We start from the raw sequence: 26,839 nt of genomic DNA on the forward strand, positions 1-26,839 counted from the left end.
CGGCTGCGAGCTCGTGATCCAGCGCCTGACAGTACATCTCTGCAAAGCGCTTGGTCAGGCCGAGCATCGACACCGGCTCGATCGCCTTGTCGGTCGAGATCATCACCATCGCCTCGGCGCCGGCCGCAACGGCGGCATCCGCCACGTTGATCGAGCCGAAGATGTTGGTCTTGACGCCTTCGCTCCAGTCGCGTTCGAGGATCGGCACGTGCTTGAGCGCCGCGGCATGGAACACGATGTCCGGCTTGAACTCCGCCATCAGGCGCATGATGCGCTCGCGGTCGCGAATGTCGGCGATCCGCCCTTCGACCTCGGCAGCCGCCTCCCGCGCGGCAAGAGATTCCGTGATCGCGTAGAGCGCCGGCTCCGAGTTCTCCACGATCAGGAGCCGCGCAGCGCCGAACGCCACGACGCGCTCGCAGATCTCCGAACCGATCGAGCCGCCGCCGCCGGTGACGATTACAGCCTTGCCGTTGATGAGCGCTTCCAAGCGCGCATAATCGATCTTCTCGCTAGGCCGCAGCAGGAGGTCCTCGACGGCGACCGCCGTAAGCCGCGGCGTATCGCCGCTCTCGAGCGAGGGCATCCGATTGACGATCACACCCAATTTGCGCGCCCGCATCAGGATCGATTCCGGATGCGCGTCCGGCTCGAATGCCGACGGCGTCATGACGAGCCGCGCGATCGGCTTGTTGCGCTTGGCGAAGTCGGCGATGACGTCCTCGACGTCGTCGATGCCGCCCAGGACCGGCACGTTGCGGATAAACTGGCCGCGATCGGAGCTCGACGGCGATAGCACGCCAACCGGCCAGATGCGCTTGATCGCCCCGCTCTCGATGCCGCGCAGCAGCACCTCGGCATCCGCGGCGCGGCCGATCAGCAGCGTCGGGGCGGCTTCGTCGCTGCGCGCATGACGGCGCACCCGCGTATAGCGGAAGTATCGATAGGCCATGCGCAGCGCACTGAGGAAGAAAATCTCGAGAAACCAGTAGAGGACGATCGTCACCTTGCCGAGGAAGAAGGCGCCGCGGACGTTGGGAGCGACGAAGATATAGTCGAGCACGAGCAGGGCGACCGTCAGCACGGTCGCGACGCGGATGATGTTCAGCGCGTCAGGCAGCGAGATGAAGCGCCATTTCGTCGTGGTCAGATTGAAGACGAAGAACACGACGACGCCGAAGGCGAGAAAATAGGGCAGGATCTGGAACAGCAGCGGCAAGCGGTCGAAGAAGCCGTCGCCCCCCTCGAATCGCAAATAGATGGCGGCAAAAAGCGCCGCCGTGGTCGCCAGCAGGTCGTGGAGCGCGATCAGGAAATTGCGCAAGGTGAGATGCGAAAGACGCGTCATCCGACGACCGATGAAAACCCAGTTAGATGCAACCTGACCGCGCTGATAGCCCATCCGGACAAAACTTGCCAGAAGCGCGACCGCTCAGGAACCGACTTCCCCCACCTTCGCCTCGGCCTGTTGTGCCCGGATCACCATGCCCCCTGCGACGCCGACGCCGATGACGTACATCCAGCCCTCGTGGAAGTCGAACAGATGCGAGTTGAACAGTGAAGTGAAGATGTTCTGCACCACGACCAGGAGCCCGATCCATTCGGCAAAGCCGTCACCCCGAAATAGCAGCAGATGCAGGATCCAGATGGCGTAGAGGACGACGATCCCGATCACGCCCCACTGCACGGCCACGTTCAGCGTCTGGTTATGCGGGTTGCCGATCACCTCGGCGGAGGCCTGGTACCGACCGCTGGGGGTCGCGACGCGCTCGAACAATCCGCGCGTCGAGCCGGTGCCGTGCCCCACGACCGGCGCCTCCGCGAAGAAGCCGAGCGACTTTCGCCAGAATTCGAGCCGCAGGCCGAGGGAGGTCGGCTCGCCCTTTTCCACATAGCGCGTGTAGTCGTCGGTAAACCGCTCGGCAGTATGTCGCAACTGCGGCGAGACCTGCCACGCGAGGAAGGCGCCGGTGAGAAGCGCTGCGGCGACGATCCCGATGCTGGGCCATTTGAGGTGAAGCAGCGCGAACACGCCGAACATGATCGGAATGGTGACCAGCGCAGTGCGCGATACGACGACGAAGGCCATGTTGACGACGAAGCTGAGCGCAAGCGCGGTGAGCAGTGCGGCGAACCAGTAGCGCTTCTCGCGCAGCAGCATCACGATCGGATAGGCGAGCGCGACCGCGCAGAGCGCGAACTCCTGGCTCTGGTCGATGTAGTTCTTGACGAAGATGCCGCGCTCCACCGGGTCGGTCTTGAGCGAGAGATGCGGATAGAAGAGCACAAGCCAGGACATCACCGACAACAGCGCGCAGGATACCAGGAAGGCGATCAGCACCCAGTGCCCGCGCTGCGAGCGCTCGAAATGATAGAGCAGGACCGGTAGCACGAGCAGTTTGACCGTCGGGTTGACCGCATAGAAGCGCGTTCCCCAGGGCGCATCCGACCACAGCGTTCCCGCCAGCGCGAGAATGACGAGCGCGATCGGCGCAAGGCAGATCGGTCGCTTCAGCGATTGCAGGAACGCGCGCAAATCGAGGAACGGCACCATGCAGAGCAGCATCAGCGCGTTGAAGATCCCCGCAAGGGACGTCGACCACGGCAGCGAAGCCGCGGTCAGGATCGCAAACAGGTCGACTGTCTCGCTCCAGGCCGCCGGACTGCGCAGGCGCCGCCGCAAGGTCTGGCCGGAGGTCTCCCGGGCAAGCACCGTCACTTGCTCCCTCCCCGGGCGCGGTGAACCAGCGCCGTCGTGCTGAAGCCCTGGAGGATGTCGACCAGCACGACCACCCCGCCCGCAGCTTCGACAACCTCGTGGCCGACCACCTGCTCGCGCGTGTAGTCGCCCCCCTTCACCAGCACGCCGGGCTTGATCCGGGTGATCAGCTCGATCGGCGTGTCCTGCTCGAAGATGACGACGAGATCCACGGCCTCCAATGCGGCGAGCACCTCGGCACGCGCGCGCTCGTCCTGCACCGGGCGATCGGCACCCTTCAGGCGCCGGACCGAGGCGTCGCTGTTGAGCCCCACGATCAGGCGGTCACAGGCCGCGCGCGCCGCCGTCAGCACCTTGACGTGACCGGGATGGAGGATGTCGAAACAGCCGTTGGTGAAGCCGACACGCTGACCCTGCCTTCTCCATTCGGCGAGCTGGGCATCGAGCGCGGCCGGATCGAGCACGATCTTCTCCTCGGCCGCGAGTGTGGCGTGCGGCAGGATCTTGCGTCGCAGCTCGGTCGTGCTCACGTTGGCGGTGCCCTGCTTGGCCACCGCGACGGCCGCGGCGGCATTGGCGACGCGCAGCGCCGTGTCCCAGTCCGCGCCGACCGCGAGCGACACCGCGAGCGCAGCGGCGACGGTGTCGCCGGCGCCGGAGACGTCGCGCACCTTCACAGGGAAAGCCGGAACGTGAACGGCCTCACCGTTGCGCGGCACCAGCGTCATGCCATGCTCGCCCTGCGTGACCAGGATTGCTTCGCAATCGGCGAGCCGCATCACGTCCTCGCTCGCCTCGACGATGCTCTGGGGCGTGTCGGCGCGGCTGCGGGTCGCCTCCGAAAATTCCTTTCGGTTGGGCGTGAGCAGCGTGGCACCGCGATAGATCGCCCAGTTCAGGCTCTTGGGATCGACGATCACGGGCTTGCCGAGCTTTCGCGCTTCGTCGATGGTATGGCGGATCACGCGCGCGGTCAGCACGCCCTTGGCGTAATCGGACAGCAGCACGATGTCCGCAAGGGCGATCTGCGGCAGGATCGCATCGATCAATTTCGTTTCGATGTCATCAGATGCAGGCAGCGCCTGCTCCCAGTCCGCGCGCAGCATATGCGTGGAAAAATGCTCGGAGACGAAGCGGACCTTTCGCGTGGTCGGCCGCGAGGGATCGCACACCAGCACGCTTTCGATGCCGGCTTGCTCCTTGAGCGCCGCCGCGAGACGTGCGCCGGCATCGTCCTCGCCGACGAGGCCGACGAAGATGCAGCGTGCACCGAGCGAAGCGACGTTGCCCGCGACGTTGCCCGCGCCGCCGACGTGGATCTCGCTGCGCTGGGCGGCGATGACAGGCGCCGGCGCCTCCGGCGAGATCCGTGACACCTCGCCATAGACGAACTCGTCCAGCATGACGTCACCGATGCACAGCACCGTTCGGCCTGAGATAGCTTGCGCGAGGGCATCGAAATCGAGAATGGGAGTCGGCATGGTCTAAAGGGCCTCAGCGAAAGCGATCGGGCCGGTCGAGATAGTCCCCGACATAGGCTTTCACCGCGTCCTCGAGCGTGGTGAAGCCGCCATTATAGCCGGCGCGGCACAGGCGATCGACTTTGCTCTCGGTGAAGTACTGGTAGCTGTCGCGGATGCTCTCCGGCATGTCGATGTATTCGATGTTGGGCCTGGTGCCCAGCGCGGCATAGGCAGAAAGCATGAGGTCCTTGAAGCTGCGCGCCTTGCCCGTGCCGACGTTGAACACGCCGGACACGGATGGCGTCGCCAGCAGCCACATAAGGACCCGCACGACATCGTCGACATAGATGAAATCGCGGCGCTGATCGCCGTCCTCGATGCCCTCGCGATGCGACCTGAACAGCTGCACGACGCGGCCAGCCTTGACGTCGTCGAAGCGCCGCGCCAGCACGCTCATCATCGAGCCCTTGTGATATTCGTTGGGACCGAACACGTTGAAGAACTTCAGCCCGGCCCATTGCGGCGGGAGCGGCTCGCCGTTCGCGACGCGTCCGCCGACCGCAAGATCGAACAGGTGCTTGCTCCAGCCGTAGAGATTCATCGGCCGCAACTTCTTCAGCGCCGGCAGCGAGCCGTCGTCGTCGAAGCCTTCCATGCCATCGCCATAGGTCGCTGCCGAGGAGGCATAGATGAACGGCACTGCGTTCATCGTACACCAGTCCAGAAGACGCATCGACAGGCGGAAATTGGTCTCGATGACGAGGTCGCCGTCGGTCGCGGTCGTGGCGGAAATCGCCCCGAGATGAACCATGGCGTCGAGCCTGCGGCCCTTGAGCCAATCCATCAGCTCGGCGGGGGGAACGATATCCACAAGCTGCCGCTTGGCGAGATTGCGCCACTTGCCCTCGGTGCCGAGCCAATCGCAGACCACGACGTCGCTGCGACCCGCGTCATTGAGCGCGGCCACGACATTCGATCCGATAAAACCGGCTCCGCCGGTCACCAGCAACATTCCGAAATCCCTGCCCGATTTTGCGGCCCGGTCCTGCCGTAGCGCATGAGCCGCCAAAGTGTAAGCAGTTTTGGACTGAGAGGCCTGCCGGCTTTACCTGCCGGCCCGGAGCGGCTAACCGAACCGCCACGTTGGATTGCCTCACCCCAATTATAGAATGAATCAAGATTCGGAACTTAGCGGAAATGCAGACCGGAGCGACACCCGGCCGATCCTGATCATTCCCTACATGTGGATCGGCGATTTCGTGCGTAATCACACGGTCGTGCGTGTCTTGAAGGAGCGCTGGCCAAACCGGCCGGTCGATCTTCTGACCACCTCGCTCTGCGCCCCGCTGGTCGATTACATGCCCGGCGTGCGGGAAGGCGTTGTGTGGGACTTGCCCCGGGGCCGGCTCGCCATAGCCCGCCAATTCCGCCTGGCCAAGCTCCTGCGCGAGCGGAACTACGGCACCGCGCTGGTGCTGCCCCGCACATGGAAGGCGGCTATTGCGCCGGCCCTGGCGGGTATTCCTGAACGGGCCGGCTTTGTCGGCGAGTTCCGGTTCGGCCTGATCAACCGCTGGCGCTGGGGTGAGAAGAAGCTGCCCCGCTTCATCGACAAGAATGCCGCTTTGGCCCAGCCCAACGGAGCCCCCTTGCCGCCGGAATGGCCGGTGCCGCAACTCCGGGTCCCCGTCGAGGAGATCGCCAGCTGGCGCCAGGCCAACGGCCTCAGCGCCGGAGCCGCGGTGGCGCTCGCCCCCGGCTCGGTAGGTGTCTCAAAACGCTGGACCTATTATCCCGAGGCTGCCCGGCTTCTGGTCGAGCGCGGCCTGGAGGTCTGGGTGGTTGGCGGCCCCGCCGAGAAGGGCCTCGCCCAGGAGATCGTTGCGGCCGGCGGTCCCGGCGTGCGTGACCTCACCGGCACCGATCTGCGCAACGGCGTCCTCGCCATGGCCGCGGCCGGCGTTGCGATCTCCAACGATTCCGGCCTGATGCACATCGCAGCCGCCCTGGGCACGCCCACCATGGGGATTTTCGGTCCCACCAGCCCCTATCTCTGGGCACCGCTCAACGGCCTCGCCGCGACCGTTGTGCAGGACAGGGAAGTGCTGTCCTGCCAGCCCTGCCAGAGCACCATCTGCAAGATGAATGATCATCGCTGCATGCGGAATATCGCGGCCAGCGAGGTGGTGAAGATTGCGGAGCGGGTGCTGGGGGAAGCCGGGGCAAGGGTGACGAGCTGAGGCGATCGTGGCTCGCGCCAATGATGGCATCCTGCCACTGTTTTGCCCGACGAGTCAAAATTTGATTCGAAAAATCCGCAGTCCGTCGAACTCTCCGCCAAACCCTTGATTTTGCTGACCCGGCTACTGTGCATGGGGTTGTTTTCGTGTTTTTGTTTGCGCTCCGCGAAAATCGCCCGAGAGCAGCGGCCGATAGACCTCGGCGATCCGCGCTGCTTCGGCATCGAGGCTGAAGCTTGCCAGCACCCGCGCCCGCCCGCGCTCGCCCATCGCGGTGGCTGCAGCCACATCGCGCATCAGCGGCTCAAGGGCCGCGGCGAGCGCATCGGCATCGCCGGTCGGGATCAGCACGCCGGTGACGCCATCCTCCACCACGAGTTCGGCCGCGCCGGCGCGTGCGGCAACGAGCGCGCTGCCGGCCGCCATCGCCTCGATCAGCGTCAGGCCGAAGCCTTCGTTGCGCGAGGTAAAGGCGTAGATCGTCAGGCGCTGATACCAGCGCTGCACCGCCTCGATCGGCAACTCGCCGGTGATGACGATTCGCGATTGCAGGTTGGCGGCTTCGATGCGCGTCTTCAGGTCGTTGGCAAAGGGCATCTGCTCGGGCGTGACCTGCCCGACGATGACGGCGGTGAAATCCGGATAGTGCGGCAGCAGGCGGCACATCGCCTCGACGAACAGATCGGTGCCCTTCTGCGCACGGACGCGGCCGAAGCAGCCGATGGCGTGGCGGCCCGGCAGGCCGCTTTCGGCGAAGGCAGCAGCGCGATCCATCGGCGGTGCATAGACCTCGGTGTCGACGCCGTGCGGGATCACCGTCGCCGCCACCTTCAGGAACGACGCCGAGACATCTGACGTCGCGATGATCGCATCCATGCGCCGGATCAGCCAGCGCGTGATCCAGCTGTGGTGCCGCTGCGCCGCCGAGGTGAATACCAGCTTGAGCGGCCAGCCGAACGCGCGCAGCACGACGCCTGCGATCATCTCGTTGTTGCGGCGCGCATGCCAGATCAACGGTCGCCTGCGGCGCCACAGCTTCAGAAGATCCGCAATGCCGAGTCGCCCGATCCCCTCCGGCGCATCCGAGCCGAACCACGCCGCGCGATAGAGTTTCGCCAGCCGCGGCGCCACCATCCGGTTGGTCGCGGTGACCCCGGAATAGCGCCTGTGCAGATTTGGCACGATCACGTCGAGATCGCCGGGGGAGTTCGCCACGTCATGCTCCGTTTCGCAAAGTCCCTATACGCAACATTAAGCATAGTGACCAGTTCAGCTGTGCCGATACCCCCTCTTCACCACGCAAGCGCTAAGTTTGCGCGTTGATCTGAGACGGGTGAGATCATGGCTGTGCTAGTCACCGGCGGCGCCGGCTATATTGGAAGTCACACGGTCCTGGCGCTGGCGGAAGCCGGCGAGGATGTCGTCGTGATCGACGATCTCTCCACCGGATTCTCCACCTATCTGCCGGAAGGCGTACCGCTGTTCATCGGCGACGCCGGCGACGAGAACCTGCTCGAGGGCGTGATCGCGCAGCACGACATCGAGAGCATCATTCATTTCGCGGGCTCAGTGGTCGTGCCGGACTCGATGCGCGATCCGCTCGGCTACTATCGCAACAACTTCACGACGGCGCGCAACCTGCTCAACGTCGCGGTCAAGCGCGGCATCGGCCGCTTCATCTTTTCCTCGACGGCCGCCGTCTACGGCAATCCGGACCAGGTGCCGGTGCCCGAGCACGCGCCGACCCGGCCGCTATCGCCGTACGGCTCGTCGAAGCTGATGACCGAGATCATGCTGCACGACGTCGCGGCGGCCTACGGCATGCAGTACGTGACCTTGCGCTATTTCAACGTCGCCGGCGCCGATCCGCAGGCGCGCATCGGCCTCGCCACGGTCGGCGCGACGCATCTGCTCAAGATCGCCGTGGAAGCCGCGACCGGCCAGCGCGCCAAGATCGACGTGTTCGGCACCGACTATCCGACCCCGGACGGAAGCTGCATCCGCGATTTCATCCACGTCACCGACCTGTCGCAGGCCCATCGCTCGGCGCTTGCCTATCTGCGCAACGGCGGCGCCTCGATGACGCTCAATTGCGGCTATGGCCGCGGCTATTCGGTGCTGGAGACGATCGACGCGGTGCGCCGCGTTTCGGGCCGCAGCTTCGCCGTGCAATACGCACCGCGCCGGCCTGGCGACATCATGACCATGGTCGCCGACACCAGCCGCATCCGCGGCCTGCTCGACTGGAAGCCGCAATACGAGGACCTCGAGACCATCGCAGCACACGCGCTGGCGTGGGAGGACAAGCTGTTCCGCGAGCGCCACGGCGATCTCCGCCACGCCGTCTCGGCCTAGAATCGTCCCAAGCGCAAGCCCTTAATTGGGCTTGAAAAACCCCGCTTGAGCGGGCACAGAGGCCCATCGATCCCTGACGCGCGGGCAGGCTTTGTCCTGCGCCGTCAATGGACACCTGATGGCGCAGTTTCCAAAGAGAATCACCGACGATCCCTACGCGGCAGTGGTCCTGATCCGCCGCCTGATCACGGAACAGGGCATCGTCTATTGGCGGCGCTACCTCGTCGCCTTCGCCCTGATGGCGCTCGCCGCAGGTGCGACCGCCGGCGCGACCTATGTGCTCGGCCAGGTCATCAACCAGGCCTATGTTGACAAGAACGTCCCGGGCATCGCGATGTTCTCGGGCATCACCGTGATCCTGCTCTTCATCAAGGGCGTGGCGACCTACGGCCACATGGTGATCCTGACGAAGATTTCGAACGCCATCCTCGCCACCAACCAGCGCCAGCTCTTCGCCAAGCTGATGCGCGAGAGCGTCGGCTTCTTCTCAGAGCGGCACTCCTCCGAATTCCTGGCACGGCTGACGGCCGGCGCCAAATCCATCACCGACGTGCTCAACATGCTGGTCAACGCCGTCGGCCGCGACCTGTTGATGCTGCTTGCCATGATCGGCGTGATGGTGTGGCAGGATCCGCTGATGTCCTTCATCGGCCTCGTCGCGGTGCCGCCGGCGATGCTGGTGCTGCGCAAGCTAGTCAAGCGCATCAAAGGCCTCGCCTTCAACCAGTTCACCGGCACCGCCGACATCATGGAGACGATGCAGGAATCGCTGCAGGGCATCCGCACCGTCAAGGCGTTCACGCTCGAAGAGACCATGCAGAAGCGCATCGACGAGAACATCGCGGTCGTCGAACGCAATGCCAACAAGATGGCCCGCGTTGCCAACCGTTCCAACCCGCTGATGGAGATGTTAGGGGGCTTCGCGGTCGCCGGCTGCCTGATGTACGGCGGCTATGCCGTGGTCGCGCTCAATGCCACGCCCGGCGCGTTCTTCTCCTTCATGACCGCGTTCCTGATGGCGACCGAGCCGGCCAAGCGGCTGGCCAGGCTCAACATCGACCTCAACAGCCAGCTCGTCGGTGCGCGCATGCTGCTCGAGATCATCGACAGCCCGGCGAGCGAGTATGCCGACGACGACAAGCCGGCACTGAAGCTGTCCGATGCCCGGATCGAGCTGCGCGACGTCAGCTTCTCGTATCGCGATGGCGAAACCGTGCTCAACCGCATGAGCTTCGTCGCAGAGCCCGGCAAGGTCACCGCTTTGGTCGGCCCCTCCGGCGGCGGCAAGTCTACGGTGCTGGCGCTGCTCTTGCGCTTCTACGAGGTAACGCAGGGCGACATCGTGATCGACGGCCAGTCGATCGGCGCGGTCTCGCGCAAGTCACTGCGCGCGCAGACCGCCTATGTCGGCCAGGACGTCTATCTGTTCCGCGACACCATCCGCAACAACATCGCCTTCGGCCGACCCGGCGCGGGCGAGGACGAGATCATCGGCGCCGCGAAGGCGGCCTGCGCGCATGATTTCATCATGGGCTTCCCGCTCGGCTACGACACGCCAGTCGGCGAGCATGGCACGCAGCTGTCCGGCGGTCAGCGCCAGCGCATCGCGGTGGCGCGCGCGCTCATCAAGAACGCACCGATCATCCTCCTGGACGAAGCCACCGCCGCGCTCGATTCTGAATCCGAGCGCCAGGTGCAGGAAGCGATCGAGCATCTCTGCCAGAACCGCACCACCATCGTGATCGCGCATCGCCTGCACACCATCATGCACGCGGATGCGATTCTCGTGGTCGAGGGCGGTGAGATCGTCGAGCAGGGCCGGCATGACGAACTGCTGCGTCGCGGTGGGCGCTATGCGTCGTTCTTCCGGCTGCAACATCACGATTCCGGTGCCCTGGCGCCGATCAGCGCAACGGCATAGAGTTCCTCATCAACCTCAAGAGCAGCGAGATCCGCGATATGAACGCCGCCTCCTACGTCATCCCGCTTCCGCCCCAGGCTTCGCTTCCCGTCGTTGGCGAGAGCGGCCGGTATCCGGTGCGCCGCATCTGGTGCGTCGGACGCAACTATCTCGAGCACATCCGCGAGATGGGCAATGACGAGCGCGCCCCGCCGTTCTTCTTCGCCAAGCACGCCGACATGCTGGTGCCCGACGGCGCCACCATTCCCTATCCGCCGCTGACCAAGGACCTGCATCACGAGGTCGAGTTGATCGTGGCGATGAAGAGCGGTGGGCTGAATATCCCTCCCGACAAGGCGCTGGACCACGTCTACGGCTACGCCGTCGGCATCGATCTCACCCGCCGCGATCTCCAGATCGCCTCGCGCAAGAAAGAGCGCCCCTGGGAGATCGGCAAGTCGTTCGACTATTCGGCGCCCTGCTCCGCGGTTCAGCCGGCCTCGAAGATCGGCCATCCCTCCAAGGGCAAGATCTGGCTGACCGTCAACGGCAAGGAAGCGCAAAAGGGCGACCTCACAGAGCTGATCTGGAACGTGCCGGAGATCATCTGGCAGCTCTCGCAGCAAGTGAAGCTCGCGGCCGGCGACATCATCATGACGGGCACGCCAGCGGGCGTGTCGCAGCTCCAGCCCGGCGACAAGCTCGAATGCGGGGTCGACGGCGTCGGCACGCTGAAGGTAAGCATCGGTCAGCCGGAATAGCTGCGCGGCGTCAAGCTCAGAAGGCCCCGGAGGTGTCCGGGGCCTTTTTTTGTTCAACGCAACGCCGACCACACGATGAGGCCGAGGATCAGCACCGTGAGCGAGTATTTCAGCGTATAGTAGACGTTGCGATTCCACTCCTTGACTTTGCGGCTGGCGAGATGGATCTCGTAGAGCTTGCCGAACACCTTGTTGAGCACGCCGACATTCTCACCCTCAACGTTCTGCGTCGCCGATGCCTTGACGATGTGATGGCTGACCCAGCGGTTGATGGCAGTCATGAAGCCGTATTTCATCGGGCGCTCGACGTCGCAGAACAGGATGATGCGGTTGACGTCGGTCGCGTTCTCGGCGCTGTGGATGAAGGTCTCGTCGAACATGAAGGCCTCGCCGTCGCGCCAGACGCATTCGACGCCGTCGACGAGGATCCGGCACTTGTTCGAGTTCGGCGTAACCAGGCCGAGATGATAGCGCAGGGAGCCGGCGAAGGGATCGCGATGGGCCCCTAGCTTGCCGCCCGGGGGCAGCACCGCGAACATCGCGCCGTGCACGCTCGGGATCGCGTTGAGCAGCTCAACCGTCTTCGGGCACAGCGTGCGCGCCGAAGGCAGGAAGTCGTCGTACCATTTCAGGTAAAACCGCTTCCAGCCGCTCTTGAAGAACGAGTAGAAGCCCCAGTCGTTGTTCTTCGCAGCGGCGCGGATGAAGCCCTCGTCGAACAGGCGTACCGCCTCGTCGCGAATGGTCTCCCAATTTTCGCTCAGCGGCTTGAGCTCCGGAAACTGCTCGACCGAGATCACCGGCTTGTTGGGCACGGCCGAGCCCGCATACATCAGCACGTTGTAGGGCGCGAGATAGGTCGAGTGGTCGCCGAGCTGGCGCGCGAAACGCAGCCGCTGCTTGCCGCGAAAGTGAACGTAGATTGTCGAGGCCGCAAGCACATACAGAACGACGAGTTGCGGTGCAAAAAGCTGTTTCAACATTCCCCAGTTCCCGAGTGACCCAGCCGGGGACGTCATCTACTCCAACCGCACCCGAGCGACAAGATATTCGCCACTGGGTTGTAGTCACGCCGGAGAGAGCGACGGGATGGAACTTGGGGCCGAATCGCGAGACGAGCGAATCAGGCCCGCGACAGCGCCTGGAGCCCCTTGAAGGTCAGGCGCTTGGGATCGGTGACGCCCGCCAGGTAAAGCCGGCGGATGAAGGCAATGACGGCTTCGCGGTCGCAATCGGTCAGCGCGACGACGGCGTCGACTGCGATCTTCTGGGCTTCCATTGGGCTCACCTCGGCCTTGCGAGTAACCCCGGCCGAGACAGGCTAGGACTCATCCGTTAAATCCGCGTTAACCGTCCAGGAACCATCGCCGATTCAACCCAAGCGCAGTATACGCAAAACAACGCATTGTCGGTGCGATCACGAATATCGCATCACACCGTCGTCGATCCGGCCGAAGCGCAGGGAGACAATGTCGAGCGCGTAGTTCTGATAGAGCCGCCACGGCCGCTTCGAGCCCTGCTTCGGCATCTTCGCAATCGAGCGCTGTACATAACCCGAGGTGAAGTCGAGCGATGGCTGCAGGGTGACGTTCGGGTCGTCATTGTGCGGCATGCATTGGCGGAAATTGTGCCGGTCCATGTAGTTGATGAGCCGGCAGACATATTCGCAGGTGAGATCGCATTTCAACGTCCATGACGCATTGGTGTAGCCGAAGGCGGAAGCCATGTTCGGCACGTCGGCATACATCATGCCCTTGTAGGTCAGCCTGCTCGCGAAATCGACGGCGCGGCCGTCGACGCTGACCTCGAGACCGCCGACCACCTGGAGCACCAGCCCGGTCGCGGTGACGATGATGTCGGCGGCAAGCTCGCGGCCATCCCTGAGCCGGATGCCGTCGCGCGTGAACGTATCGATCTCGCTGGTGACGACGGATGCGCGCTGCTCCCGGAGAGCCTTGAACAAGTCGCCGTCAGGCACCAGGCACAACCGCTGATCCCAGGGATTGTAGCGCGGCGTGAAATGGGTGGCGACGTCATAATCGGGACCAAGGGCCATCTGCACGCCCTTGAGGATGAGGTCCTTCACCTTGGCCGGCCGGCGCCGGCTGAGCTGGAAGAAGAACATCCCCCACATCACGTTGCGCCAGCGGATCAGATGATAGGCAAGGCGCGGCGGCAGATTGCGGCGCAGCTTGTTGGCAACGGGATCCTGCGCTGGCCTCGACACCACATAGGTTGGCGAGCGCTGCAGCATGGTGACGTGCGCCGCCGTCTTGGCGAGCTCAGGCACCAGCGTCACCGCGGTCGCGCCCGAACCGATCACGACGACGCGTTTGCCCGCGTAGTCGATATCGTCGGTCCATTTCTGCGGGTGTACGACGCGGCCGGCGAAATCCGTCACGCCCGTGAACTCCGGGGTGTAGCCCGCCTCGTATTTGTAATAGCCCGAGCACATGAACAGGAAATTGCAGGTGAACCGCACGAGCTCGGCAGCGCCTTCGCCTGAGATGCGCTCGGCTTCCACCGTCCAGCGCGCATCCGCCGTGGACCAGCAGGCACGCTTGACGCGATGGCGGAAGCGGATGTGCTTGTCGATGCCGTTCTCGACGGCGGTCTCGCGCACATAGTTCAGGATCTGCGGCCCGTCCGCAATCGCCTTCGGATCGGTCCAGGGCTTGAAGGAATAGCCGAGCGTGAACATGTCGCTGTCCGAGCGGATGCCGGGATAGCGAAACAGGTCCCAGGTGCCGCCGATGCAGTCACGCCCCTCCAGGATCACGAAGCTCTTGCCGGGGCACTTGGTCTGCAAATGATAGCCCGCGCCGATGCCGGACAAGCCGGCACCGACGATCAGGACGTCGAAGTGTTCTTGTTGCATGGTTTCCTCCGCCTGCGCGGATTGTCCGCCCGTCGCTGCTGGCCGTCAATTGGCAATCAGCCGCGCAACAACTGCAAAGCGAGTTGAATTCCAAGCGCCGAAACAAGAAAGCCCCGGATCGCTCCGGGGCTTTGCGTCGATGGGCGGTCGAACCAGCAAATCAGTACCGGTAGTGGTCCGACTTGTACGGGCCTTCCTGCTTGACGCCGATGTAGTCGGCCTGGTCCTTGCGCAGTTCGGTCAGCTTCACGCCGATCTTGGCGAGGTGCAGGCGCGCGACCTTCTCGTCGAGCGTCTTCGGCAGCACGTAGACCTTCTTCTCGTACTTGCCGTCTTTGTTGTTGGCGAACAGCTCGATCTGCGCCAGCGTCTGGTTGGTGAAGGACGCCGACATGACGAAGGACGGATGACCCATGGCGTTGCCGAGATTCACGAGGCGGCCTTCCGATAGCATGATGATTCGGTGCTTGTCGGGGAATTCGATCTCGTCGACCTGCGGTTTGATGTTGGTCCACTTCAGGTTACGGAGAGCCGCGATCTGGATCTCGTTGTCGAAGTGCCCGATGTTGCACACGATGGCGCGATCCTTCATCGCGCGCATGTGCTCGATGGTAATGATGTCCTTGTTGCCGGTGGCGGTGACGAAGATGTCGGCGCGGGGCGCGGCGTCTTCCATGGTCACGACCTCGTAGCCCTCCATCGCCGCCTGCAGCGCGCAGATCGGGTCGATTTCCGACACCATGACGCGGCACCCGGCCTGGCGCAGCGACGCCGCCGAGCCTTTACCGACGTCGCCGAAACCGGCGACCATCGCAACCTTGCCCGACAGCATCACGTCGGTGCCGCGGCGGATGCCGTCGACCAGCGACTCACGGCAGCCATAGAGGTTGTCGAACTTCGACTTGGTCACGCTGTCGTTGACGTTGATGGCCGGCCACAGCAGCGTGCCTGCCTTCTGCATGTCATAGAGACGATGCACGCCCGTGGTCGTCTCTTCGGAAACGCCCTTGATGCTCTTGGCGATCCCGGCGAAGTAGCCCTTCGGCTTCTCCTTGAGCTGCTTCTTCAAAAGCGCGAAGAAGACTTCCTCTTCCTCGGAGCCGGGCTTGTCGAGGAAGGCAGTGTCGCCGTTCTCGGCGCGCAGACCGAGATGGACGTACATGGTGGCGTCGCCGCCGTCGTCGAGGATCATGTTCGGATGACCGCCACCGTGCCAGTCGAATAGCTTTGCGGTGTAGTCCCAGTAGTCGGTCAGCGTCTCGCCCTTGACGGCGAACACGGGAATGCCGGCGGCGGCGATCGCGGCCGCGGCGTGGTCCTGCGTCGAATAGATGTTGCAGGACACCCAGCGGATGTCGGCGCCGAGGGCTGCAAGCGTTTCGATCAGCACAGCGGTCTGGATGGTCATGTGCAGGGAGCCGGCGATGCGCGCGCCTTTCAGGGGCTGCTTCGGGCCGTACTCCTCGCGGGTGGCCATCAGACCGGGCATCTCGGTCTCGGCGAGCGAGATCTCCTTGCGGCCGAAATCGGCCAGCGAAATGTCCTTGACGATGTAGTCGGTGAAGCCGGGCTTCGCGTTCATAGGGGGTTCCTGTTTGTTTGGCTCGTCATTCCGGGCACTCGTGAAAACGGGCGAACTCGGAGCCGAAGGATCAAGATCCCGGGGCGTGCCGATGTGGCGGCGCCCCGGAATGATGCTAGAGACTACAGCGCGCGCTTGAGCTGCTCGACGAGGTCGGTCTTCTCCCAGGAGAAGCCACCCTCGTTGTCGGGCGTGCGGCCGAAATGACCGTAAGCAGAAGTACGTGCGTAGATCGGGCGGTTGAGGTCGAGATGGGTGCGGATCCCGCGGGGCGTCAGATCCATCGCCTGCGCCACCGCCTTCTCGAGCTTGTCCTCCGACACCTTACCGGTGCCGTGGGTGTCAATGTAGATCGACAGCGGACGCGCCACGCCGATGGCGTAGGCAAGCTGCAGCGTGCAGCGGTCGGCAAGACCGGCGGCAACGATGTTCTTGGCAACGTAGCGCGCAGCATAGGCCGCCGAACGGTCGACCTTCGTAGGGTCCTTTCCGGAGAATGCGCCGCCGCCATGCGGAGCCGCACCGCCATAGGTGTCGACGATGATCTTGCGGCCGGTCAGGCCGGTATCGCCGTCGGGACCGCCGATGAAGAACTTGCCGGTCGGATTGATGTGCCAGATCGTCTTCGGCGTGATCCAGTCCTTGGGCAGCGCCTCGCGCACATAGGGCTCGACGATGTCGCGGATCTGCTTGGACGAGATGTCCTCGATCAGGTGCTGGTGCGAGACCACGATCTCGCGCACGCCGACCGGCTTGCCGTTCTCGTACTGCACGGTGACCTGGCTCTTGGAGTCCGGACCCAGCACCTTCTCCTTGCCGGAGTGGCGGGCTTCGGAGATCAGGCGCAGGATCTTGTGGGCGTAGAAGATCGGCGCCGGCATCAGATCAGGCGTCTCGTTGGTGGCGTAACCGAACATGATACCCTGGTCGCCCGCGCCTTCTTCCTTGACCTCACCCGGCTGCAGCGCATCGACGCCCTGCGCGATGTCGGCCGACTGCGGATGCAGGAGGATCTCGATGTCGCAGGTCTTCCAGTGGAAGCCTTCCTGTTCGTAGCCGATGTCCTTGATCGCGTTGCGGACCACGCTCTCGATCTGCTCGTTGGTCACCGACTTCGGACCACGGGTCTCACCGGCGATCACCACCTTGTTGGTGGTCGCGAGCGTCTCGCACGCGGCGCGGATCTGCCAGGGATCGATGCCGGCCTTCGGCCCTTCACGATAGAACAGGTCGACGATCTCATCGGAAATCCGGTCACAGACCTTGTCCGGATGGCCTTCGGAGACGGACTCGCTGGTGAAGAGATAGGACGCGCGCATCAGTAACCCCTTGTTCCGCCACTAGCCGGCGGGCGTTTGCGATGTTTACTTTGAATGATGTCAATCACGCCGGCGCGAGATGACGTAGGATTCGTCGAGAAACCAGAGTCCGTTGTATTTTCGCAGCACGTCCCTGGCGGCATCCAGGGTGCGGCCGTTTTGAGTCATTTCCGTCAACCGGTCGTCCTCAATCTGAGCGACATACACCGCCGCATTCCACGCTGCAAAGGCCGTCGAGGTTCCGATTGTGCCGGTGACCTCGTTGGGCAGCGCTTCCATATCATACCTGAAGATCGAACGGTTATCCGCGTAGGCATTAAAATTTAAGTCGCGGCCCACCGATCCAAGTTCATACTTAACTGCACGCAGTAGCTCATGACGGCTGACCGAGAAAGGATTTTCTCCAGGCCAGATCGCCTGGATCATTTCCATGCCCGGATCCTGGCCATGGGAGTGAATTCCGATCAACCGACCGCCCGGCCGAAGCGCTCGCGCCAGAGGCGCGATGATCCGCTTGGCCCGGAAATTGACGGAGGACAGAGCCCGATAGGGTTGAGATGCGATGACAAGGTCGAAATTGGCTTCGGCCTGGCCCGGCCGCGGAATGGTCGAATCCAGCAGGAACCTGTGGTCTTCGCGGTAGAGCACGAGGACGACCGGCCGCTCGTAGAGCGGCATGGCCGTCCGTGGGCTGATGGCCGCGCGCCAATTCTGCTCCAGGAACGGCCTTAACTCGGCAATCTGCTGCTCGAACTCGCCCGATGAAGCGCCGCGAAGCGGGACTTCGTGCCACACGGTAGCGGCCGCCGCTGCAGGCGACGCCGGCGTGAGCCAGGGCGCTTCCGCATAGAACATGTTGGTAAAGACGAATACCGACGCCGGATGCTCAAAAATGCGGTCAGGCACCTTCTCGAGCGTGAGGCGCAGGTCCTCGAGACTGAGTTCCTTCCCGGCAACGTAGAACGGCATATGCGGGAAGCGCTGGTGCGTCGCGCGCAGCACCCGCGCCAGCACCGTGCCGTCGCCGACCCCGGCGTCAAACAGGCGCAGCGCCGGAGGTCGCGGATGGATCGAGGCAAGCTCCAGGGCGACCCTGTCCGCGATCACACGCTTTTCGCTGCAGGTGTGGACGAACAGCAGGTATTTTTGGCGGTTCTCGAAGAAGCGGAAGTTTCCGCGCGGATCACGCTTTTCCGGCGGCACCTGGAGCCCCCGCGGCGGCGGAGCGCCGCCGGCCATCGACGCCGCCATATAGGCCTGGATTCGCTCGAGCGTGTCGATGGTGATGCGCTTGCCCTCGCGCAGGCGATGCACGAGCTTCCCATCGTTTACCGCGCGCCGGCCGAACGTTGATTCCGCCATGTCCGCCTTCCGGCAGAACTCGGTGATCTGGCTCAGGATTTCGTCGTTCTTCATGCGGTGGGAATGCCGTGGGCAGAGCGATTGGGTCGCTCGGACGTAGCAAATTCTGCCCACTCTGGGAATAGCGGATCGGGCGCCGGGTATATGCGCCGGCGAACGTCCCCTGATTCGGCACGCGAGCGCGCCGGTGAAGCGACCCGAGGGCGAAGGCGCGACGCGCGGCTGTCGAAGCTGACGCGGTGGGGCTGAGGGATCGGCCGCGAAGAACGAGCAGCCGAGCGCTCGAACTCGTCACTGCTGGGCGAGGTTCATCTGGCGGAGAAATGAGGTCGGATTGACCTTGATTGCCATGTTGTTCGCCACAACGCTGAGCTGTCGTGCCCGGCTTGACCGGGCAATCCAGTGCTCCGTGACGCCAATGATTGACCCGAGAAGCCGCAGCGTACCGGACTCCCCGCTTTCGCGGGGAATGACGGTGAGTATGTAGTGAAGGCTCGCGGTACTCGTGCGCCGGAGCGCGTACGCCTTAGTTCCCCCACACTTCCTTCGCGATCTCGACCGCGAGGCTGAGCTTGGCCCATTGCTCTTCCTCGGAGAGGATGTTGCCCTCTTCCGTCGAGGCGAAGCCGCATTGCGGAGAGAGGGCGAGCTGCTCCAGGGGAGCGAACTTGGCGGCTTCTTCCAGGCGGCGCTTGATGTCGTCCTTCTTCTCGAGCTCGCCGAACTTCGAAGTGATGACGCCGACCACGACGACCTTGTTGCCCTTAGGCAGGAAGCGCAGCGGCTCGAAGCCACCGGCGCGATCGCTGTCGTATTCGAGGAAGTAGCCGTCATAATTGGTGCCGGCCAGCATGGTCTCGGCGACCGGCTCGTAGCCACCCGAGGAGATCCAGGTCGAGCGGAAATTGCCGCGGCAGACATGCGTCGTCACCACCATGTCGGCAGGCTTTTCGGCCAGCGCATAGTTGATGATGCGCGCATAGATCTGCTGCAGACCGTCCGGATTGTCGCCGCGCTCGCGCGCCTTCTGCAATTCGTCCTGCGAGCAGAGATACGCCCAGACCGTGTCATCGAACTGGAGATAGCGGCAGCCCGCGTCGTAGAACGCCTTCACGGCCTTGCGGTAGGTCTTGCCTAAGTCTTCATAGAAGGCGTCGAGATCGGGATAGACGTCCTTCGAAATCGACTTGCGCCCGCCGCGGAAGTGCAGCACCGCCGGCGACGGGATCGTCATCTTGGCGGTGACATGCGCCTGGTCGGCGCACTTCTTCAGGAAGCGGAAGTGGTCGAGCATCGGATGATCGTCGGGAAAGTCGAGCTTGCCAATCACGCGGACCGCGTCGTGACGGGTTTGCACGCCCGCGAACTGAATGCCGGTGTCGGGGTGGAACAGCTCGCAGCCGGTCAACTTCGCCAGGAAGTCGAAGTGCCACCAGGAGCGGCGGAATTCGCCGTCGGTCGCGAGCTTGAGCCCGATCGAGGCCTGCTTGTGCACGACCTTCTCGATCTCCATGTCCTCGATCTTGCGCAGATCGTCGGCCGAGATTTCGCCCTTCTCGAGACGAGTGCGGGCTTCCTTGATCTTGGCCGGGCGCAGGAGACTGCCGACCTCGTCGGCGCGGAAGGGGGCTCTGGTTCGCTGCATTCTTTACTCCCAAAGGTTTTCTAGTGGGCCGCCGTCCCTGTGACGCCGAGGTGGCGCTCCAGGACCGACGGGTCGGCCTTCAGCGCGGCGCTTGGGGCATCATGGACGATCGTTCCGCGCTCCAATATCACAACGCGATCGGCCAGCCCCAGAATCTTTTGGGCATTCTGCTCGACGATGATCGAGCAGATCCCGCCTGCCCGCGTGATGCTGCCGATCGCCTTCAGCAGTTCCTCGACGATGATGGGAGCAAGACCCTCCGTCGGCTCATCGAGCAGCAGCACTTTCGGATTGAGGGTCAGCGCGCGGCCGATCGCCAGCATCTGCTGCTCGCCGCCGGAAAGCTGGTTGCCGAAATTGCTTCGCCGCTCCTTCAGTCGCGGGAACATCTCGTAGACCTTCTCGAAGGTCCAGGGACCCGGCTGCGCCACCGCGGTCATGTTCTCCTCTACCGTGAGCGAGCGGAAGATGTTGCGCTCCTGCGGCACCCAGCCGATGCCGGCACGTGCCCGCTGGTCAGGCCGGAGCAAGGTAAGATCCGTGCCGGCGAGCGCAATCGAGCCGGAGAAGCAGCGGGTGACGCCAACGATGGAGTTGATCAACGTCGTCTTGCCGGTGCCGTTGCGGCCGAGCAGCGCCAGCACCTGTCCCTCGGCAAGGCCCAGCGACATGTTCGGCAGGACCACCGCCTCGCCATAACCGGCGCGAAGTGAATCGATCGCGAGCAGGTCAGACATCGACCGCTTCCTCGCCGAGATAGACGGCCTTCACCTGCGGATCGCGCGCGACCTGCTCGGGTGGCCCTTCCGTGAGCAGAGCGCCCGAGACCAGCACCGAGATGCGGTCGGCAAAGGAGAAGACGAGGTCCATGTCGTGCTCGATCAGGAGTACGGTCACATCGCGCGGCAGCGCGCCGACCACGGCAAGAATGTCATGCCGTTCGCTCTCGGGCACGCCGGCGGCCGGCTCGTCGAGCAGCAAGACGCGCGGCTTGGTTGCGATGGCGACCGCGATCTCGAGCAGCCGCTGCTTGCCATAAGGCAGCGTCACGGTCTGCTCGTTCATGGCATCGAGCAGATGGAAGCGCGTAAGCAGATCGGCGATTTCGTCGTTGACGTCATTGCGCGTGCCCATGCGCCGCCACCAGTCGCCGCCATGGCCGAGGCGCTCCGAGACCGCGAGCCCGATAGTCTCGAGCGGAGTCAGGTCAGGATAGAGCTGGTTGATCTGGAAGGTGCGCGACAAGCCACGCAGCACGCGCCTGTGCACGGGCAGATCGGTGATGTCCTGGCCCTCGAGCAGGATGCGGCCCGAGTTCGGCTTGAGCACTCCGGTGAGCTGGTTGATGACCGTGGTCTTGCCGGCCCCGTTCGGGCCGATCAGCGCGTGGCGGGCCCCCTGCTCGACCTTCAAGGACAGATCGCGGGTGACGCGCAGGCCGCCGAACTGCTTTTCGAGGTTCTTCGTTTCGAGCGCGATGGTCATGCGTCGCCCTCCGGCACAGCGACGACAGCCTTGCGCCCGGCGACCATCCTGAGGATCAGATTGGGCACATAGAGTACCCACCGGTGCAGGCGCTGGCGGCCGACCAGCACGATCACGACCAGCACGAGGCCGATCCAGAATTGCCAGTATTGCGGGGTTATGGTGGAGAACAATTCCTGGAGCAGGCGGAAGACAACCGCGCCGATCAGCCCGCCATAGAGATAGCCGGTGCCGCCAATGACGAGGACCAGCATCAGGTCGGCGGATCGCTCGAAGGCAAAGACATCGAGCGAGGCGATCGCGGTGGTCTGGGTGAACAGCGCCCCCGCAATGCCGGCATAGAACGCTGCCAGGGTATAAACTGCGATCAGGCGGCGGTTGACGGGGATGCCGATCGCGGCGGCGCGCAGCGGATTGTTCTTGATCGCGCGCAGTGACAGGCCGAACGGCGAATGCACGACGCGGCGTGCGAACAGGAAGAGCAGGAACAGCACGGCCAGCGAGTAGAAGAAGCCCGCCTTGCCGAACATGTCGAACGGGATCTGGCCGAAAATCGGCTGCATCTCGATGCCTTGCAGGCCGTCGGTGCCGCCGGTGATGTTGGAGAAGCGTTCGGCGAGCGCCTCCAGCAGTAGGGCGATGCCGAGCGTCACCATCAAGCGTGTCAGGTCGACGCCGCGGATCACGAGGAAGCTGGTGGCGAAACCGAGCACCATGGCAGCAAGGCCAGCGGCGATCAGCGCGAGCACCGGCTCATTGATGATGCCGTGAAGTGCGAGAAGGCCCGCCGCATAGGCGCCGACGCCAAAGAAGGCGGCGTGGCCGAGGGAGACGATGCCGGCATAACCCAAGATAAGATCGAGCGACATCGTGAACAGCGCCAGCCGCAGGATATCGGTCATGATCAGGTAGCGAGACGGAAACAGGAACCCGCAGGACAGCACGATGAGCCAGAAGGCGATTTCACCGTAATGCCAGCGCGCCTGGCGCTGGGCGTTATAACCAACGTCGGAAGCAGCGCTCATCGGCGAACTCAACGCGCGGCCGTGCGACCGAACAGGCCGTTCGGACGCCAGATCAGGATCACGATCATGATGGTGTAGATCACGAACGGCCCCATCTTCGGCACGTAATACTTGCCAGCGACGTCGCCGATGCCGAGCAGGAGTGAGGCCAGGAACGGGCCGGTGATCGAAGAGGAGCCGCCAACGGTGACCACGATCAGGAAGTAGATCATGAATTTCAGCGGGAAGTATGGATCGAGGCCGAGAATCTCGGCGCTGAGCGCGCCGCCGAGGCCGGCAAGTCCGCAACCGAAGGCAAAGGTGAGCGCGAACACCTGCGGCACGTTGATGCCGAGACCGCTCGCGGCGCGGGGGTCGTCAACCGCTGCGCGCAGGCGACTGCCGAACCGCGTCTTCGCCAGCACCAGCTGAAGCGCGATGGTAAGCAAGCCGCAGATCACGATGATCATCAGCCGGTATCGGCCGATGCCGACGCCGAACAGGTCGAACTGGCCCTGAAGCGCGGCCGGCAGATTGATGAACACCCGGGACGAGCCCTGGATGTAATCGACGGCCGCAACCGACATGAAGGTCAGGCCAATGGTAAACAGCACCTGGTCGAGATGGCTGCGCGCGTAGAGGTGGTGGTACAGCGTACGCTCCAGCGCAATGCCAATCGCTGCAGATGAGACGAAAGCGAGCGGCAGGGCCGCGAAGAACGGCCAGCCCATCCTGTTGACCAACACCATACAGACGTAGCCGCCGGCCATGGCAAACGCGCCGTGGGCAAGATTGACGAAGTTCATCAGCCCGAGCGTGACCGCAAGTCCGCAGGCGAGCACGAACAGCAGCATGCCGTAGGCAACGCCATCGAACAGGTTGGTGAGGATTGCGGTCATCGGGAGCGGAAAACCCCTGGGTCATCACTCGTCATTCCGGGCAGCGCTGGGCGCTGAACCCGGAATCTCGTTTCAGCAATTGCGAGATCCCGGTTTCGGTCCAATGCGCCCCCGGGATACCCTGCTCTCGCGCGTCACTTCTTGGTCTTGCCGAGATCCTTGACGGCTTCGAACGTCGCAAACTCGACGTTGTAGAGTTCGCCGTCGACCTTCTCGACCTTGCGGATGTAGATGTTCTGCACGATGTCGCGGGTCTCGGGATCGATCGAGATCGGGCCGCGCGGGCTCTCCCACTTCTGGCCCTTCATGGCTTCGATCAGCTTGTCGCCGTTGGTGTCGCCGCCCGTCTTCTTCAATGCCTCGTAGATCAGATGGATGCCGTCATAGCCACCCACAGCCATGAAGCCCGGACGGTTGCCGAAAGCCTTCTTGTAGGCTGCGACGAAATCCTTGTTCATCTGCGAGGGATGCGCCGCGGAATAGAGATGCGCCGTGACGGTGCCGAGCACGGCATCCCCCATGTTGTTGAGCAGGTCGTCGTCCGTGACGTCGCCGGGCCCGATCACCTTGATGCCGGCCTTGTCGAGCCCGCGCTCGGCATACTGTTTCATGAAGTTGCCGCCCTGGCCCGCCGGCACGAAGACGAAGATCGCGTCGGGCTTGGCGTCCTTCATGCGCTGGAGAAACGGCGCGAAGTCAGGGTTTTGCAGGGGAACCTTGACCTCTTCGACCACCTCGCCTCCGCCGGCCGTGAAGTGCTGCTTGAAGAAATTCAGCGCGTCGTTGCCCGGTGCGTAGTCGGAAGTCAGGGTTGCGACCTTCTTGATGCCGTTCTTGGCGGCCCAATCACCGATGATGGTCGAGGACTGCGCCAGCGTGAAGCTGGTGCGAACGATGTAAGGCGAACGCTCGGTGATGATGGAGGTGCCGGCTGCCATCACGATTTCCGGAATCTTGGCCTGCGTGGCCAGCGGTGCGGCGGCAAGCGCGGCCGGCGTCACGCCGAACCCGGCGATGAAACTGACCTTGTCGTTGACGATCAATTCCTGCGCGGCGGTCTTGGTCTTGTCCGGGATCGCGGCGTCGTCCTTGACAATGATCTCGATCTTCTTGCCGGCGACGGTGTCGCCCTTCTGCTGCATGTAGAGCTTGATCGCGTTCTCGATCTGCTTGCCGGTCGAGGCTTGGCCGCCGGTCATCGGCAGGATCAGACCGATCTTGACGCTGTCCGCGGCCTTGACTGGCGCGAGACCGGCAAGGCCTGCAATGGCCGTAACGGCAGCAGCCCAAGTCGCCTTACCAATCGCCCTATGAGACAATTGTTTGCGTTCGAACATCAGATGTCCCTCCCCTTCATTCCTGACTCTTGTGCCTGGACCGAGTGCCCGGTCCTTTGCCTCAACCGTTGGCTCTGCGCGGAGTGATCGTCGCGCACCACATGGGCGTCTTTCGCGCCCTCCTTGTCAATCGGACGTTTGGCGACTCTTCGGCGCAAGCCCGTGACCGTCGTATGGAAGCATGCCACGGCTTACGCCGGGATAGCTCGAGCACCCGGATGCGGTCGCCGTAATTTGTACGAATGTACAAAGAAAATGAACTTGTCAATAAAACCCTTCCGTCGCACCGATTTGTGTTGGGCTCGAACCGCGCCTCGCAGTTTAGAAGTGCGGCGGGCCAAGCGGATGGAGAATTGCGTCTTTCTTTTGCAGTATTTGTACATCCGCCTTCCTTGGCTCCGCGCATTTGGTAATAAACTACCTACCTCGAATAAGTCTATTTTACCTTGTTGATGGCTACTCTCCCGTCCGCCGGCTCAGCCGGCGCCAGATGATCGAATGCGTGCGCGCTCACACAATGCCCAGGAATTTTCGTTCCGCCCTCGCTATCGTTGCGCTTGCCGCAGGAATGTCGGGCTGTGGGACGGTCAACGAGAGGCTTTCCGCCGGGATGGGCGACTACGTCCCGCAATGGGCCGGGGGCCTGCCGGCCGATGCTCCGCCGCGTCCGGGCACACCGCAGTACGACGCCTACATGAGGGAACGCGAACGCAAGCGGCTGCTGCCGGCGGCGGAGCGCGAAAAGGAGGAGCAGTCGCAGAAGGGTGCGACGGGCACCACTTCGGGCAACGAGATGCGTTGACCCGCCGCCGTTGTTCCAGGGCGATGCGTCAGCATCGAAAACCTGCAATCTCGAGATCTCCGGATTCGCGCTTCGCGCGCTCCGGAATGACTTCCACCTAATCCACGAACACCACCGTCTTGCGGCCGTTAAGGATGACACGATCGTCGAGATGGTAGCGGATGGCCCGTGCCAGCACGCGGCGCTCGATGTCACGGCCCTTGCGAACCAGATCTTCCGGCGTGTCGCGATGGCTGATGCGCTCGACGTCCTGGTCGATGATCGGCCCCTCGTCGAGGTCGCGCGTCACGTAATGTGCGGTCGCGCCGATCAGCTTGACGCCGCGCTCATGCGCCTGGTGGTAGGGCTTTGCGCCCTTGAAGCCCGGCAGGAACGAGTGGTGGATGTTGATGCAACGCCCCGACAGCTTTCCCGAGAGATCGTCCGAGAGGATCTGCATGTAGCGGGCGAGCACGACGAGATCGGTCTTCGTCTTGCCGACGAGATCCATGATCTGCCCCTCCTGCTCGCGCTTGGTCTCCTTGGTGACAGGCAGGTGGTGAAACGGAATGCCGCCGAAATCGAGTCCGGCATAGACCTCGCGCGGATGGTTGGACACGATCGCGGTCGGAATCATCGGCAATTCGCCAGTGCGCCAGCGGTAGAGGATGTCGACCAGGCAGTGGTCGGATTTCGACACGAGCAGCATCACCTTGCGATGCGTAGCGCGGTCGCGCATCTGCCACTCCATGCCGAAGCGCTCGGCGATCGCGGCAAAGCCGGTCTGGAGCGCCGACAATTCCACGGCGAGGTCGGCCGCTGTGAACACCACCCGCATGAAGAACTTCCTGGTCTCGACGTCGTCGAACTGCTGGGCGTCGAGGATGTTCTGTCCATTGTGGGCGAGGAACGTCGAAACCGCCGAGACGATGCCGGGACGATCCGGACAGGACAGGGTCAGGACATATTGATGGTCGGGCATGGCTCTCGATGAAGGTTTGTGCAGCGGAACTATCTGCGATTTGCGCCCTGCTCTAGCATCGACCACGCCCTTGCGCCAATCCCGCGCCCAGAGTCAGGATGAACGGACGATTGCGAATTCTGACCGG

At 63.6% G+C, this 26,839-nt stretch carries 23 protein-coding genes; 5 read left to right on the forward strand and 18 right to left on the reverse strand.

Annotation, left to right across the window (positions count from 1 at the left end; all coding sequences use genetic code 11):
• The 4 genes from K408_RS0135550 to rfaD form a co-directional block, all read right to left on the reverse strand.
• Positions 1 to 1,348: SDR family NAD(P)-dependent oxidoreductase (locus K408_RS0135550; RefSeq protein ID WP_028146142.1), on the reverse strand; the 1,348-nt coding region annotated here is incomplete at its 3' end.
• A gap of 84 nt (positions 1,349 to 1,432) precedes the next feature.
• Complete coding sequence (locus tag K408_RS0135555) at positions 1,433 to 2,719, reverse strand: O-antigen ligase family protein (RefSeq protein WP_024343337.1); 1,287 nt, start codon at positions 2,717 to 2,719, stop codon at positions 1,433 to 1,435.
• Positions 2,716 to 4,200, reverse strand: coding sequence for a D-glycero-beta-D-manno-heptose-7-phosphate kinase (rfaE1, locus tag K408_RS0135560; protein ID WP_024343336.1), 1,485 nt, complete (start codon positions 4,198 to 4,200; stop codon positions 2,716 to 2,718). The genes K408_RS0135555 and rfaE1 overlap by 4 nt, the downstream gene beginning before the upstream one ends.
• A gap of 13 nt (positions 4,201 to 4,213) precedes the next feature.
• Complete coding sequence (gene rfaD / locus K408_RS0135565) at positions 4,214 to 5,194, reverse strand: ADP-glyceromanno-heptose 6-epimerase (protein ID WP_024343335.1); 981 nt, start codon at positions 5,192 to 5,194, stop codon at positions 4,214 to 4,216.
• Positions 5,195 to 5,351: 157 nt separating this feature from the next.
• Here rfaD and waaF point away from each other — a divergent pair, with 157 nt between their 5' ends.
• Entirely contained in the window at positions 5,352 to 6,422 is a 1,071-nt protein-coding gene (gene waaF, locus K408_RS0135570; protein WP_024343334.1) for a lipopolysaccharide heptosyltransferase II, read from the forward strand.
• A 123-nt stretch (positions 6,423 to 6,545) separates the two neighbouring features.
• Here waaF and K408_RS39770 read toward each other — a convergent pair whose 3' ends face one another.
• Positions 6,546 to 7,637: a glycosyltransferase family 4 protein gene (locus K408_RS39770; RefSeq protein ID WP_024343333.1), complete on the reverse strand. Its 1,092-nt coding sequence runs from the start codon at positions 7,635 to 7,637 to the stop codon at positions 6,546 to 6,548.
• Between the two features lie 126 nt (positions 7,638 to 7,763).
• On the opposite strand from K408_RS39770, the gene galE reads away from it, so the two are divergent.
• From galE to K408_RS0135590, 3 genes are all read left to right on the forward strand, one after another.
• Complete coding sequence (gene galE / locus K408_RS0135580) at positions 7,764 to 8,777, forward strand: UDP-glucose 4-epimerase GalE (protein WP_024343332.1); 1,014 nt, start codon at positions 7,764 to 7,766, stop codon at positions 8,775 to 8,777.
• Positions 8,778 to 8,895: 118 nt separating this feature from the next.
• Positions 8,896 to 10,698: an ABC transporter ATP-binding protein gene (locus K408_RS0135585; protein ID WP_024343331.1), complete on the forward strand. Its 1,803-nt coding sequence runs from the start codon at positions 8,896 to 8,898 to the stop codon at positions 10,696 to 10,698.
• 38 nt (positions 10,699 to 10,736) lie between these two features.
• Positions 10,737 to 11,438 carry a fumarylacetoacetate hydrolase family protein gene (locus K408_RS0135590; RefSeq protein WP_024343330.1) on the forward strand — a complete coding sequence of 234 codons (702 nt, stop codon included), beginning with the start codon at positions 10,737 to 10,739 and terminating at the stop codon, positions 11,436 to 11,438.
• Between the two features lie 53 nt (positions 11,439 to 11,491).
• Here K408_RS0135590 and K408_RS0135595 read toward each other — a convergent pair whose 3' ends face one another.
• From K408_RS0135595 to K408_RS0135650, 12 genes are all read right to left on the reverse strand, one after another.
• Positions 11,492 to 12,421, reverse strand: a complete 930-nt coding sequence (locus tag K408_RS0135595; RefSeq protein ID WP_024343329.1) for an aspartyl/asparaginyl beta-hydroxylase domain-containing protein — start codon at positions 12,419 to 12,421, stop codon at positions 11,492 to 11,494.
• Positions 12,422 to 12,561: 140 nt separating this feature from the next.
• Positions 12,562 to 12,717, reverse strand: coding sequence for a hypothetical protein (locus K408_RS43040; protein WP_162832013.1), 156 nt, complete (start codon positions 12,715 to 12,717; stop codon positions 12,562 to 12,564).
• 138 nt (positions 12,718 to 12,855) lie between these two features.
• A complete protein-coding gene (locus K408_RS0135605) occupies positions 12,856 to 14,316 on the reverse strand; it encodes a flavin-containing monooxygenase (protein WP_024343328.1) in 1,461 nt (486 codons plus the stop codon).
• Between the two features lie 160 nt (positions 14,317 to 14,476).
• Positions 14,477 to 15,898 carry an adenosylhomocysteinase gene (ahcY, locus tag K408_RS0135610; RefSeq protein ID WP_024343327.1) on the reverse strand — a complete coding sequence of 474 codons (1,422 nt, stop codon included), beginning with the start codon at positions 15,896 to 15,898 and terminating at the stop codon, positions 14,477 to 14,479.
• A gap of 122 nt (positions 15,899 to 16,020) precedes the next feature.
• Positions 16,021 to 17,217: a methionine adenosyltransferase gene (gene metK, locus K408_RS0135615; RefSeq protein ID WP_024343326.1), complete on the reverse strand. Its 1,197-nt coding sequence runs from the start codon at positions 17,215 to 17,217 to the stop codon at positions 16,021 to 16,023.
• A 60-nt stretch (positions 17,218 to 17,277) separates the two neighbouring features.
• On the reverse strand, positions 17,278 to 18,633 hold the full coding sequence (locus tag K408_RS0135620) for a hypothetical protein (RefSeq protein WP_024343325.1): 1,356 nt from the start codon (positions 18,631 to 18,633) through the stop codon (positions 17,278 to 17,280).
• A gap of 472 nt (positions 18,634 to 19,105) precedes the next feature.
• Complete coding sequence (locus K408_RS0135625; RefSeq protein ID WP_024343324.1) at positions 19,106 to 20,224, reverse strand: cobalamin-independent methionine synthase II family protein; 1,119 nt, start codon at positions 20,222 to 20,224, stop codon at positions 19,106 to 19,108.
• Between the two features lie 20 nt (positions 20,225 to 20,244).
• Positions 20,245 to 20,961 carry an ABC transporter ATP-binding protein gene (locus K408_RS0135630; protein ID WP_024343323.1) on the reverse strand — a complete coding sequence of 239 codons (717 nt, stop codon included), beginning with the start codon at positions 20,959 to 20,961 and terminating at the stop codon, positions 20,245 to 20,247.
• Positions 20,954 to 21,709 carry an ABC transporter ATP-binding protein gene (locus K408_RS0135635; protein WP_024343322.1) on the reverse strand — a complete coding sequence of 252 codons (756 nt, stop codon included), beginning with the start codon at positions 21,707 to 21,709 and terminating at the stop codon, positions 20,954 to 20,956. Before K408_RS0135635 ends, K408_RS0135630 begins: the two co-directional genes overlap by 8 nt.
• The gene (locus K408_RS0135640) at positions 21,706 to 22,734 is read right to left on the reverse strand and encodes a branched-chain amino acid ABC transporter permease (RefSeq protein WP_024343321.1); all 1,029 of its coding nucleotides are present in this window, start codon (positions 22,732 to 22,734) and stop codon (positions 21,706 to 21,708) included. Before K408_RS0135640 ends, K408_RS0135635 begins: the two co-directional genes overlap by 4 nt.
• Before the next feature lie 8 nt (positions 22,735 to 22,742).
• Positions 22,743 to 23,612 (reverse strand): branched-chain amino acid ABC transporter permease, encoded by an 870-nt coding sequence (locus K408_RS0135645; protein WP_024343320.1) that lies wholly within the window; start codon positions 23,610 to 23,612, stop codon positions 22,743 to 22,745.
• A gap of 134 nt (positions 23,613 to 23,746) precedes the next feature.
• Positions 23,747 to 24,949, reverse strand: a complete 1,203-nt coding sequence (locus tag K408_RS0135650) for an ABC transporter substrate-binding protein (protein WP_024343319.1) — start codon at positions 24,947 to 24,949, stop codon at positions 23,747 to 23,749.
• A 517-nt stretch (positions 24,950 to 25,466) separates the two neighbouring features.
• On the opposite strand from K408_RS0135650, the gene K408_RS0135655 reads away from it, so the two are divergent.
• On the forward strand, positions 25,467 to 25,751 hold the full coding sequence (locus K408_RS0135655; RefSeq protein WP_024343318.1) for a hypothetical protein: 285 nt from the start codon (positions 25,467 to 25,469) through the stop codon (positions 25,749 to 25,751).
• A gap of 97 nt (positions 25,752 to 25,848) precedes the next feature.
• On the opposite strand, the gene purU is transcribed toward K408_RS0135655, so the two are convergent.
• Entirely contained in the window at positions 25,849 to 26,712 is an 864-nt protein-coding gene (gene purU, locus K408_RS0135660; protein WP_024343317.1) for a formyltetrahydrofolate deformylase, read from the reverse strand.
• Between the last annotated feature and the right edge of the window lie 127 nt (positions 26,713 to 26,839).

Source organism: Bradyrhizobium sp. in8p8 (genome assembly GCF_000426845.1).
In the GTDB taxonomy this organism is placed as follows: Bacteria; Pseudomonadota; Alphaproteobacteria; order Rhizobiales; family Xanthobacteraceae; genus Bradyrhizobium; species Bradyrhizobium japonicum_C.